This is a genomic window from Mucilaginibacter sp., from assembly GCF_039935595.1.
Lineage (GTDB): Bacteria > Bacteroidota > Bacteroidia > Sphingobacteriales > Sphingobacteriaceae > Mucilaginibacter.
The window spans coordinates 1-10,935 of record NZ_JBDTJZ010000222.1; the positions used below are offsets into that span (position 1 = coordinate 1).

Annotated in this window: 14 protein-coding genes; 10 read left to right on the forward strand and 4 right to left on the reverse strand. The window is 42.8% G+C overall.

Translation table 11 applies throughout. The features are described from left to right. Positions 1 to 172 precede the first annotated feature (172 nt). Positions 173 to 754: a c-type cytochrome gene (locus ABI367_RS15810; protein ID WP_462228243.1), complete on the reverse strand. Its 582-nt coding sequence runs from the start codon at positions 752 to 754 to the stop codon at positions 173 to 175. Between the two features lie 109 nt (positions 755 to 863). Then, positions 864 to 1,949 carry a DNA topoisomerase IB gene (locus ABI367_RS15815; protein WP_462228244.1) on the reverse strand — a complete coding sequence of 362 codons (1,086 nt, stop codon included), beginning with the start codon at positions 1,947 to 1,949 and terminating at the stop codon, positions 864 to 866. Positions 1,950 to 2,054: 105 nt separating this feature from the next. Here ABI367_RS15815 and ABI367_RS15820 point away from each other — a divergent pair, with 105 nt between their 5' ends. After that, positions 2,055 to 3,080: an aldo/keto reductase gene (locus ABI367_RS15820; protein ID WP_462228245.1), complete on the forward strand. Its 1,026-nt coding sequence runs from the start codon at positions 2,055 to 2,057 to the stop codon at positions 3,078 to 3,080. 137 nt (positions 3,081 to 3,217) lie between these two features. Further along, positions 3,218 to 3,892, forward strand: a complete 675-nt coding sequence (locus ABI367_RS15825; protein ID WP_462228246.1) for a hypothetical protein — start codon at positions 3,218 to 3,220, stop codon at positions 3,890 to 3,892. An 89-nt stretch (positions 3,893 to 3,981) separates the two neighbouring features. Here the strand turns inward: ABI367_RS15825 and ABI367_RS15830 are convergent, their stop codons facing one another. After that, positions 3,982 to 5,196 (reverse strand): BaiN/RdsA family NAD(P)/FAD-dependent oxidoreductase, encoded by a 1,215-nt coding sequence (locus ABI367_RS15830; RefSeq protein ID WP_462228247.1) that lies wholly within the window; start codon positions 5,194 to 5,196, stop codon positions 3,982 to 3,984. On the opposite strand from ABI367_RS15830, the gene ABI367_RS15835 reads away from it, so the two are divergent. The 6 genes from ABI367_RS15835 (at position 5,195) to purE (ending at position 9,172) form a co-directional block, all read left to right on the forward strand. Next, entirely contained in the window at positions 5,195 to 5,809 is a 615-nt protein-coding gene (locus tag ABI367_RS15835) for an NADH-quinone oxidoreductase subunit A (protein ID WP_462228248.1), read from the forward strand. The two genes, ABI367_RS15830 and ABI367_RS15835, sit on opposite strands and share 2 nt — an antisense overlap. Next, positions 5,799 to 6,281, forward strand: coding sequence for an NADH-quinone oxidoreductase subunit B (locus tag ABI367_RS15840; RefSeq protein WP_462228249.1), 483 nt, complete (start codon positions 5,799 to 5,801; stop codon positions 6,279 to 6,281). The genes ABI367_RS15835 and ABI367_RS15840 overlap by 11 nt, the downstream gene beginning before the upstream one ends. 85 nt (positions 6,282 to 6,366) lie before the next feature. Then, entirely contained in the window at positions 6,367 to 6,846 is a 480-nt protein-coding gene (locus ABI367_RS15845) for a hypothetical protein (protein WP_462228250.1), read from the forward strand. Between the two features lie 69 nt (positions 6,847 to 6,915). Beyond that, positions 6,916 to 8,055, forward strand: a complete 1,140-nt coding sequence (locus ABI367_RS15850; protein ID WP_462228251.1) for a 5-(carboxyamino)imidazole ribonucleotide synthase — start codon at positions 6,916 to 6,918, stop codon at positions 8,053 to 8,055. A gap of 47 nt (positions 8,056 to 8,102) precedes the next feature. Next, a complete protein-coding gene (locus tag ABI367_RS15855; protein WP_462228252.1) occupies positions 8,103 to 8,678 on the forward strand; it encodes an STM3941 family protein in 576 nt (191 codons plus the stop codon). After that, the gene (gene purE / locus ABI367_RS15860; protein ID WP_462228253.1) at positions 8,675 to 9,172 is read left to right on the forward strand and encodes a 5-(carboxyamino)imidazole ribonucleotide mutase; all 498 of its coding nucleotides are present in this window, start codon (positions 8,675 to 8,677) and stop codon (positions 9,170 to 9,172) included. Before ABI367_RS15855 ends, purE begins: the two co-directional genes overlap by 4 nt. Before the next feature lie 6 nt (positions 9,173 to 9,178). On the opposite strand, the gene ABI367_RS15865 is transcribed toward purE, so the two are convergent. After that, positions 9,179 to 9,742 (reverse strand): YqgE/AlgH family protein, encoded by a 564-nt coding sequence (locus tag ABI367_RS15865; protein ID WP_462228254.1) that lies wholly within the window; start codon positions 9,740 to 9,742, stop codon positions 9,179 to 9,181. A gap of 102 nt (positions 9,743 to 9,844) precedes the next feature. Here ABI367_RS15865 and pdxH point away from each other — a divergent pair, with 102 nt between their 5' ends. Then, positions 9,845 to 10,492 carry a pyridoxamine 5'-phosphate oxidase gene (gene pdxH, locus ABI367_RS15870; protein ID WP_462228255.1) on the forward strand — a complete coding sequence of 216 codons (648 nt, stop codon included), beginning with the start codon at positions 9,845 to 9,847 and terminating at the stop codon, positions 10,490 to 10,492. Then, positions 10,489 to 10,935, forward strand: a 447-nt coding sequence (locus ABI367_RS15875; protein ID WP_462228256.1) for an NADH-quinone oxidoreductase subunit C, incomplete at its 3' end; no start/stop codon positions are given. The genes pdxH and ABI367_RS15875, both read left to right, overlap by 4 nt.

Below are 10,935 nucleotides of genomic sequence, written 5' to 3' on the forward strand. Positions count from 1 at the left end.
GTTAGGCAACGCGTAATCATAATAGCTTTTTTGTAAAACAAAGCCTCTCCGATTAAAACGGAGAGGCTTTTATATTTTTAATGAAGGAGTGTGTTTATAAAGCTTATAAAAACAAAACGCTCCCTGGCAATTAAACCTGGGAGCGTTTTTTATGATATTATCAAATTATCTGTTACCTGCCTGGAGGAGTAGCCGGAGGAGTTGCAACCGGTGCACCTTGAGGTCTTTGCTGACCACCCGGACCACCTTGGCCTGGAGCTCCCTGACCTGGGCCACCAAAACCACCCGGACCGCCTGGGCCACCTTGACCCGGACCACCAAAGCCACCTGGTCTTGGACCCGGTACGTTTGCGTATACCACTTTAGGGTGCGCAACGCCACGATGACAGCTATTACAGGTTACACCTGTTTCGGCCATTAAGCCTACAGAATCTTTCTTAGCGCCGAAGAATTTTTTATTGATCTTACCCTCCATCACAAACATCTTGCGGGCCATTTCTTTTTCGGGTTTAATATCAAGCGACTTATCCTTATTGTCATGGCAAAAGTTACAACGTACCCCTAATGCTCTTGACCATTCATCCATTAAATGGTCTACCTGACGAAACGTAAGTTTTTTAGGCAATACTTTAATGTTTACCAATTTAGGCTCGGGGCGTGGTTGTTGCTGGGGTACTTGTTGTAGTGTGGTCATTGAGGCAAGCAATACAGTGCTTGCTAATAAACCAATAGCTATAATTTTCTTTTTATACATTATTTGTCATAATTAAGTCATCGAAAATAGCTGATTGTTATCAATGTTGCAACACCCTTCATAAGATATTGCATTTTTTATTTGTAACAAAAGTGCTATATATGAATTTCTAACTAGCTTCGGCCAGTTTTTCTTTTTGCAAAATTTCTAACAATGCCTTTTCGGCTCGATTTAATTCGGCTGATCTGATGTCCTTATCCTCGTCAAGTTCCTTAATATAATTAAATATGGTACCCTCTTCATAGCTTTTTATAACGGAGGGGTGCACATAGTATTTTTTACAAACGGTGCGGGTATTACCTAAATTTAAAGCTACTTCATCCAGCACGTTCACAATTTTTTTATGGCACTCCGTAACGGTTGCAAACTCTCCTGCTTCTTTAAAAGCATACAAAGCACTCACGCTGCCTGCCCAGGTACGGAAATCCTTAGCCGTAAAATCTTCACCGGTTATATGCTTTAAATAGGTGTTGATGTCCCCCGACCCGATCGAGCATCGCTTACCCTCATCATTATAAAACTGAAAAAGTTCCTTACCCGGTATATCGCGGCATTGCTTTACCAGGCGGGACAATTTCCTGCTTTGTAAAGCAATTTTATGAAATACGCCTTTCTTCCCCTTAAACTCAAATCGCATGCTGTCGCCTTCTATTTTTACATGCCTGTCCTGTAAGGTAGTAAGGCCAAATGAGCCGTATAATTTTTTGTACGATTCATTGCCTACCCTAATACTGGTTAACTCCATCAGGCGCACTACCAGCGCCACCACTTTTTCATGGTCGAGGTTTTTGCGTGAAAGATCTTTATCCACCTGCTCGCGTATGGCCGGTAAATGCGCCGCGAAGGTTTGCATACGATGATATTTAGATTGGTTGCGTATTTTGTTCCATTCGGGATGATAGCGGTATTGCTTTCGCCCTGCCGCATCAGTACCTGTAAACTGCAGGTGCCCGTTTTCGTAAGGCGATATCCATACGTTGGTGTACGCCGGGGGTATAACCAGCTTGTTAAACCTGGCAATTATTTCTTTATCTTTAACGGTTTTGCCTTCGGCATCTATATAACTCCAGCCGTTACCGGACTTTTTACGGGTATAGCCAGGGGCCGAGTCAGCCACATAACGCAAGCCCACCGCTTTGGCGGTTACTTTAGGGTCGCGGCCAATTTTTTCAAGTTTTTTTATAAGTCTGTCCATCCACCCTATTAACATAAGCCCTTATCATAAGTTTGACTTACTTTTGACCATTTTATTTAAACAAATGCTGAGTATTGTGTTATCTATTTAAAAACCAGCAACAAAATGAAATACAATTTATTAAGCAACACCGGACTTTTAGTGTCCGAATTATGCTTTGGTACCATGACCTTTGGTGGCAGCAACGGTGGTATATGGAGCAATATTGGCAAAGTACAGCAGGACGAAGTAAACAGCCTGATGAAAACTGTGGTTGATGCGGGTATTAACTTTATTGATACTGCCAACGTTTATTCATTTGGCGAATCAGAAAAGCTGTTGGGGCAGTCTATAAAAGATGTTGGCCTTAACCGCAAGGAACTCATCATTGCTACCAAAGTTCGTGGGCGCATGAGCGAGGGTATAAATAACGTGGGGCTGTCGCGTTTTCATATTTTTCAATCTGTTGATGAAAGTTTACAGCGTTTACAGTTAGATCATATTGATGTGCTTTACGTGCATGGCGTAGATCCTTTAACCCCGGTTGAAGAAATAATGCGCTCGCTAAACGATATTGTACATACCGGAAAGGTACGCTACGTTGCTGTTTGTAACTGGCCCGCCTGGATGGTGATGAAAGCCCAGGGCATTGCCGAAAAAAATGGCTGGCATAAATTTGTTGGCTTGCAGTATTATTACTCATTACCCAGCCGCGATATTGAACGCGAAATTGTGCCTTTGGCTATTGACCAAAACCTGGGCATAATGCCATGGAGCCCGCTGGCAGGTGGTTTCCTATCCGGAAAATATACGCGTGATAATGAGAAAATAGGCTCACGTCGTGACCATTTTGATTTCCCGCCGATAAATAAGGACAAAACTTTTGATATTATTGACGTAATAACCCAAGTTGGCAAACAGCATAATGCCACCCCTGCCGAAGTTGCATTGGCCTGGGTGCGTTTGCAAAAAGGTATCACCAGTACCATCATCGGCGCAAAAAACATCGACCAACTAAAAGATAATATTAAGTCTGTTGAAATCCAGTTATCTGCCGATGACCTGAAAAAAATTGACGAAGTAAGCGCCTTAACCAAAGAGTATCCGCAATGGATGGTTGAGCGGCAGGGTGGCGACAGACAATTGAAATAGTTTGCAGTGTGCAGTTAGCAGTTGACAAAAACAATTACTGCTAACTGCAAACTAAAAACTGCCAACTCATAACTATTTCACATATTTTAACTAATCTCCAATCACTATTCTCCAATCACTATAACTATGTTTGCAGTATGAGGCGTTTAGTTTTAACCTTTTTATTATTTGTGCTGATCGTTGCCGGGGCGTATGCTCAAAAATGGCAACCCGGCTACTTTTATGATACCAAAGGGCAGATAGAGAAAGGACTTATCCACCAAAACCCATCGGGCAGACCGCCCATAAAAGATGAAGGCTTTATTGAGTTTAGAGACGATGCCAAAGCAGACGTAATTAAATTAAGTGCCAGCGATATTAAAGCCTATGTAGTTGGCCGCGATAGCTTTGTGGTAGCCGCTACGGACTTATGGTCAAACCGGGTATTGGATTTTGTGCGGGTTGCTTTAGACACTGACCTTAAACTTTATGCCGCCTTCGGCGATGACGGAAGCGGCGGTGGCGGTGGCTTTTCGCCGCAGTTTGGTGTAGGTGCGGGCGGCGGCACAGGCGGCATGGGTGGCGGTTTAGGCGGAGGGATATCCATACCTATTGGAGGCAGCGGAGGTGGTAAAAATCATGCTGTTTACTTTTTTGGCAGCTCTACTGCCGATATGAAACCCATAAGCAACCAGGCTTTTAATGATATTATGGTTGAAGTAATGGGCGATGAACCCGACGTTGTTGAGCAAATAAGAGCCAAAAAATTCAATTTAGGTAGTATAGAAAGGTTAATAGCTTATTATAAGGGTGTAGAGGTTTCGCATAGGTAAGTTGGCAGTTATAAGTTAGCTGTTAACAGTCTATTAAGCGTTAGTAATATTAACCATCATAATGCTTACCGCCCACTGAAAACTGCCAACTACAATCCCTGCGCAATAACAAACCCACTTGCCCAGGCCCATTGAAAGTTATAGCCACCCAGCCATCCCGTAACATCCACACATTCGCCGCCAAAAAACAGACCGGGTACTTTTTTAGCTTCCAGGGTTTTTGATGATAGTTCATCAGTAGCCACACCGCCGCGCATTACCTCGGCTTTATCATAACCTTTATCCCCTGCCGGTTTTACTTTAAACTGATGTATCAGGGTTTCAATTTTTTCCATATCGGCTTTGCTTAACGATGCAAGGTTCTTTTCTACAGGCAAATACCCTGTTAACGCTTCGGCAAATTTGCGGGTATATAAACCGGAGAGTAAAGTAAGCAAGGTTTTCTTTCCGTTTAAATCTCGCTCTTCTTGCAATAACTCTGCGATGTTTTTGTTCGGTAGCAGGTCGATATAAATAAACTCGCCCGGTTTCCAGTAGCTTGATATTTGCAATATCGCCGGGCCGCTTAATCCCCAATGGGTAAATAATATGTTTTCCTCAAAACTGGCCCTATCGTTCCATAGCCGGCAAAAAATACTGCTGCCTGATAGCTGCTCGTACCAGGGCTGATCTTTCCCCGTAATGGTTAACGGTACCAATGCCGGGGCGGTATCAATAATATTTAAGCCGAAGTTACGCGCGGTACGCAGGCCAAAATCGGTAGCGCCCATTTTTTGTATGGGTAATCCCCCTGCGGCTATGACTACTTTTGGGGTAAGCAGTTTTATTTCTCTGCCGTTACTTTCATAGGTTACTATAAACCCTTCATCTACTTTATAAACCCCGGTTACATCGGTATCACATCTTATTTCCTGACCTAAGTCGTCACATAAATTGGTAAAAACCTCCACCACATCCTTAGCTTTATTGGTTGCCGGAAAAAGCTGTCCCAACGTTTTTTCTTTACCCTCAATGCCGTAGGTTTCAAAAAAGCTGATGGTATCATCTACCGTCCATTGCGCGAAAGCCGATTTTACAAAGTGCTCATTTTGCGATATAAATTGCTGATGCGATGCGTACAGGTTGGTATAATTGCACCTACCCCCGCCACTGATGAGGATTTTAGCACCCGGTTTATCATTCTTTTCCAGTATCAGCGTACGCTTGCCTAAAAAACCCGCTTGTACGGCGCACATTAATCCACAGGCACCGCCGCCAATAATTATAGCGTCAAACTCTGATTGTTTTATTAAATTTGCTGACATGAATGAGGTTGCGCAAATATCTGAATTTGGTAAGATACTTATCTTTTTAATTACAGGAATAATATTGCTATGCCTTATATTTTTTTTAAACAGGCTGCTTGCGCCTAATAATCCTACTGCCGAAAAGTTAACCTCGTACGAATGTGGTGAGGAGCCTACCGGTAATGCCTGGCTGCCTTTTAACTCCCGTTTTTATGTAATTGCCCTGGTGTTTTTACTGTTTGATGTGGAGATGGTGTTTATTTTTCCGTGGGCAACGGTATTTGGTAACCATGAAATTATAGCTGCCGATCCGCGCTGGGGATGGTTCGCGCTGATAGAAATGTTTGTATTTTTAGGTATACTGATAATGGGTCTGGTTTACGTTTGGCGCAAAGGCGACCTGGACTGGATAAAACCAAAACCCACCATCCCTACCACCAACTCCCGTGTACCGGCAGCCTTGTACGATAAAATAAACATACAGCAAAACGCTTTTAAAATAAAAGAATTTGCTTTGGAGAGTGTTACAACTGATATGGCAGCTCCGGTTGCTGCTGCAACACCAGATGCACCACCGGTGAGGAAGCCCATGTTTAAACCAACTTTTAAAAAACCAGCTAATGACGCCTGATATAACCAACGAGAGCGGTGGCGTAATAGTTACCAAATTGAATGACCTGCTTAACTGGTCGCGTTTATCATCATTATGGCCGCTGGGGTTTGGTATTGCCTGCTGCGCCATTGAAATGATGGGCTCATACGCGTCAACCTATGATATGGACAGGCTGGGTGTTTTTCCGCGACCATCTGCCCGCCAGGCCGATGTGATCATCATCGCAGGTACGGTTACCTTTAAAATGGCCGAACGTATTAAACGCCTGTATGAGCAAATGCCCGAACCTAAGTATGTGATCTCGATGGGTTCCTGCTCCAACTGCGGCGGCCCGTACTGGCAGCATGGCTACCATGTGGTAAAAGGTGTTGACCGGGTTATACCTGTTGATGTGTATGTGCAGGGCTGCCCCCCACGCCCCGAAGCCCTGATAGGCGCTATATTGGAACTTCAGAAAAAAATAGAAGGCGAACACTTAGTGGGTGCCTAACTGTTTTAAATCTCTTTATTTCAATAATTTAACCCTTGCTTTTATGGTACCTTTTATCTAATTTAGATATATAAACTATCTAACTATGGCCCTGGAGATCAGCCAAAAAAGGAACAGCAAATTAATTTACATCATAGGCCTAACCTTGCTTACCGGCACGCTTGACGCGGTGGCTGCTATATTAACTAACCTTAAGGTAAGTGCGGCAACTGTATTTCAATACATTGCCAGCGGTGTTTTTGGTAAAGCGGCGTTTGCAGGCGGCACAACCATGGAGTTGTATGGTATGGGTTTACATTACCTTATAGCCTTATTATTTACCACGGCTTTATTTTTATTACACCCTATGTTTTACTCGTGGTTTCGTTTTAAGTTTTTAACCGGCATTATATATGGTGTGGCTATTTTTTTCATCATGAACCGCCTGGTAGTACCTTTTTCACAAATACCGCCCAAACCATTTGATGGTGTTGCGGCGATCAAGGCAAGCGGTATATTGATTATTTGCTTTGGACTGCCGATATCCTACATAGCTACGGGGTATTATTTTTATAAAAGGAAATAGCGTCGTTGCCGCAAACTTAAATTTCGCTTAGGCTTTTTGAAAGATTTAGGGTAAACTTGCAGTACAGAAATGAAAGCATTTTACGGAGATCTGAAACTTGGCATTTTAGGCGGCGGACAATTGGGCCGCATGTTAATTCAGCAGGCCATTAATTACAATGTTACGGTAAAAGTACTTGACCCCGACCGCGAGGCCCCCTGCCGTAAATTATGTGACGAATTTGTAGTTGGCTCATTAAGCGATTACGATACCGTTTATAAATTCGGCAAAAAGGTCGACATGCTTACTATTGAGATAGAGAAAGTAAATGTTGACGCGCTGGAGCAACTGGAAAAAGAAGGTGTATTGGTGTACCCGCAACCACGAATCATCCGCCTGATACAGGATAAGGGCCTGCAAAAACAATTTTTTAAAGAGAATGATATACCAACCGCCAAGTTCCAGGTCATATCATCAGCCGAACAACTTAAAAATAGCCATATCCCCTTCCCCTACATTCAAAAATTAAGACGCGATGGTTATGATGGCCGCGGCGTATATAAAGTTAAGGACGAAAGCTATTTGGCAGGAGCCTTTACCGAACCGAGCCTGATTGAACGATGGATAGATTTTGAAAAAGAAATAGGCGTAATAGTAGCCCGTAATGAAAACGGCGACGTAAGTACCTTCCCGCTGGTTGAAATGGAATTTAACGCCGAAGCTAATTTGGTGGAGTTCCTGATATCGCCGTCAACCCTACCATTTGATGTACATGAGCAGGCTAAAACCATTGCCGAAAAAATAGCCGAGGACCTGAATATTGTGGGTTTGCTTGCAGTTGAAATGTTTTTAACCAAAGATGGTAAGATACTGGTAAACGAGTTAGCGCCACGTCCGCATAATAGCGGGCACCAAAGCATTGAAGGCAACGTTGTATCGCAGTTTGAGCAGCATTTAAGGGCGATTTTTAACCAGCCACTTGGTGATACCGCTTGTTTGAACAACGCCGTTATGATCAATATTTTAGGCGAAGCCGGACATGAGGGCCCCGCCGTTTACCAGGGCATTGAAAAAATATTAAAATGCGAAGGTGTATATGTACATTTATATGGCAAAGCTTTAACCAAGCCTTTCCGCAAAATGGGGCATGTTACCATTGTGGATGCAGATAGAGAAAAGGCGATAGAGAAGGCGCGTTACGTTCAGGAAACACTTAAGGTAATTAGTTAGATAACCACGCCGTCATCGAGGAACAGCTTGGCAATCTCAAACAATTAATGCACGAAATCAAAATTTACAAATCTAAGTGGAAAGCCCTAAGACTTATATTACTAGTCTTACCTTTTGTTTGTTTTGCTAGTTGGGATATAGTCAACAACAGTAAAATAGAACCTGAATTTCTAAATTGGTTTTGTATTTGTTTTTTTGGTCTTGGAATTCCTTTAGGTATATTTAATTTATTAGATAAAAGACCTGAATTGATATTAAGCGAAACGGGGATTTTCGACAGGTCGAGTTATGGTATTTTTGAGAAAAAAACTAACAAAGGCTTTATCAAATGGGAAGATATTACTGACGCTTATGTTTATGAGTGGCAAAATACGTACCGTGGTCTGAAAACTGGCAAACACAAATATATTTGTATAGTTCTTAATAATAAAATACAAGAAAATTTAAAGAAGACTAATCCTATCTCAACTAAATTAGCACATACTTTAGGGATGGGAGATTTTGTTATACCTTTAATGAACCTAAGGAAATTTGACGAGCAAAAATTCGTTGAGTTAATCAAAGCTATGGCAATATTAAGTGCGTCTGAAAGGCAAAAACTATTATCAACAACCTCACTATGAACTCTCCTAAAGTCGCAATTATAATGGGCAGCAAATCGGATCTTCCGGTTATGCAAGACGCCGCTGATGTTTTAAAAGAATTAGGCGTTGCTTATGAAATCACTGTTGTATCTGCCCACCGCACCCCGGATAGGATGTTCAGCTACGCACGTGCGGCGGCTGATCGTGGTTTAAAGGTAATTATTGCCGGTGCAGGCGGGGCGGCGCATTTGCCGGGCATGGTAGCATCATTAACACATTTGCCGGTTATTGGTGTTCCTGTAAAGTCAAGCAATTCTATTGATGGCTGGGATTCTATCCTATCCATACTCCAAATGCCAAACGGCATCCCGGTGGCTACTGTGGCTTTAAACGCCGCTAAAAACGCGGGTATATTGGCCGCGCAAATCATATCTACCGCTGATGAATATTTGGTTCAAAACCTCATCAAATACAAAGAGACACTGAAACAAAAGGTCGAAGAATCTGCCGGCGAAATGGAATCCGGAAACTAATCGCTATTAATTTAACTCGGGGTTTTCAGGAAAATTGGCAATATGCGCATAACGCTGGCCCATGTTAATAATAGCCTCGCGCCAAATAGTTTGCTCGTTACTTGAGAATATATTTTCGGCAGTAAATTTATCCGACACTATCCAGGCGTTTTCGCGCAACTCCTCTTCCAACTGGCCTATCTCCCACCCGGAATAACCTGTAAAAAATTTGATCTCGCTGTTATCCAATTGGTAGGTTGATATCAATTGCTTAACCGTTTCAAAATTTCCTCCCCAAAAAATACCATCACATATTTCAATACCGTCATCAATTTTATCAGGGCATTTATGAATAAAATGCAGGGTATTTTCGCCAACGGGACCGCCGGTATACACCGGTATTTCCGAATAGGCAGTATCAGGCAATACATCGCCTAATAAATACTCGCCGGGGTGGTTTAATATAAACCCTACAGCGCCGGTATCGGCGTATTCGGTTAACAGCACTACCGACCGTTTAAAATTAGGGTCGAGCATAAAAGGTTCAGAAATTAAAATACGCCCTGCGGCGGCAGTAATAGTACTAAGCATTATAAATTATTAGATATATATTATAAACAACAAGCATAGCAAAAATAAGTTCAAATATAAAATTATCCTACACGGCGCAATAATTTGTAAGTTTGCAATAACATGAATCAGGAAGATTTACAAAACTTAAGGCGCGATTATAGCTTGGCGCAGTTATCAGAAACAACCGTTAACAATAACCCTATAAAACAATTTGAACTTTGGTTTCACGAGGCAGTTGAAGCAGAATTGTATGAACCCAATGCCATGACCCTGGCAACCGCTACACGCGACGGTGTACCATCGGCTCGTATTGTATTGTTAAAAGGGTATGACAACTATGGCTTCACGTTTTACACCAACTATTTGAGCCGTAAGGGTAAAGAAATAACCAAAAACCCGTTGGGTGCCATTACTTTTTTTTGGGGTGAGCTGGAAAGACAGGTACGCATTGAAGGCACTATTGAAAAGTTGAGCAAAGAGGTATCTGACCGATATTTTCAAACCCGGCCCAAAAACAGCCAGTTGGGTGCTTTGGTATCGCCGCAAAGCCAGGAAATTGCGGGCCGCGAGATACTGGAAAATAAAATGAACGAACTGGAAGCAGAATATGCCGACAAGACCATTCCAAAGCCCTCCTATTGGGGTGGGTACATATTAAAACCCCGCATGATAGAGTTTTGGCAGGGCCAAAGCAGCCGCCTGCATGACCGCATTGTTTATAAAAAGATTGACAACACTACCTGGAAAAAAGTACGCCTTGCACCATGAGTTTTGAGGAGATCAAGTTATTGCTTATTGAAAAATTTGGCGAAGAAGTTATTGTTGGCGAAGAAACCGGCGGGCTACAGCCTGCCCTGCAAATTGAGCCCGACCGTATAGCTGACGTATGCCTTGAATTACGCAATAACCCCAAAACTTATTTCGATTTACTATCATGCCTTACCGGAGTTGATTACGGCGTTGAGGCCGGGCGCTTTGGGGTGGTTTACCATTTAGCGTCTATCCCCTATCACCTGCAATTAACATTAAAAGTGAGTAAGCAGCATGACCGCGAAAGCGAGGCGTTGCCTGAATTTCCGAGTGTATCATCAGTATACCGTACTGCCGACTGGCATGAACGCGAAGCTTATGACCTGGTAGGTATATTTTTTGACGGCCACCCCGACCTGAGGCGTATTTTGTTGCCCGATGATTGGGAAGGATATCCATTA

Coding starts and splice junctions, on each gene's coding strand:
- ABI367_RS15810 (WP_462228243.1), bottom strand. CDS start 754: ATGTATAAAAAGAAAATTATAGCTATTGGTTTATTAGCAAGCACTGTA.
- ABI367_RS15815 (WP_462228244.1), bottom strand. CDS start 1,949: ATGGACAGACTTATAAAAAAACTTGAAAAAATTGGCCGCGACCCTAAA.
- ABI367_RS15820 (WP_462228245.1), top strand. CDS start 2,055: ATGAAATACAATTTATTAAGCAACACCGGACTTTTAGTGTCCGAATTA.
- ABI367_RS15825 (WP_462228246.1), top strand. CDS start 3,218: ATGAGGCGTTTAGTTTTAACCTTTTTATTATTTGTGCTGATCGTTGCC.
- ABI367_RS15835 (WP_462228248.1), top strand. CDS start 5,195: ATGAATGAGGTTGCGCAAATATCTGAATTTGGTAAGATACTTATCTTT.
- ABI367_RS15830 (WP_462228247.1), bottom strand. CDS start 5,196: ATGTCAGCAAATTTAATAAAACAATCAGAGTTTGACGCTATAATTATT.
- ABI367_RS15840 (WP_462228249.1), top strand. CDS start 5,799: ATGACGCCTGATATAACCAACGAGAGCGGTGGCGTAATAGTTACCAAA.
- ABI367_RS15845 (WP_462228250.1), top strand. CDS start 6,367: ATGGCCCTGGAGATCAGCCAAAAAAGGAACAGCAAATTAATTTACATC.
- ABI367_RS15850 (WP_462228251.1), top strand. CDS start 6,916: ATGAAAGCATTTTACGGAGATCTGAAACTTGGCATTTTAGGCGGCGGA.
- ABI367_RS15855 (WP_462228252.1), top strand. CDS start 8,103: ATGCACGAAATCAAAATTTACAAATCTAAGTGGAAAGCCCTAAGACTT.
- purE (WP_462228253.1), top strand. CDS start 8,675: ATGAACTCTCCTAAAGTCGCAATTATAATGGGCAGCAAATCGGATCTT.
- ABI367_RS15865 (WP_462228254.1), bottom strand. CDS start 9,742: ATGCTTAGTACTATTACTGCCGCCGCAGGGCGTATTTTAATTTCTGAA.
- pdxH (WP_462228255.1), top strand. CDS start 9,845: ATGAATCAGGAAGATTTACAAAACTTAAGGCGCGATTATAGCTTGGCG.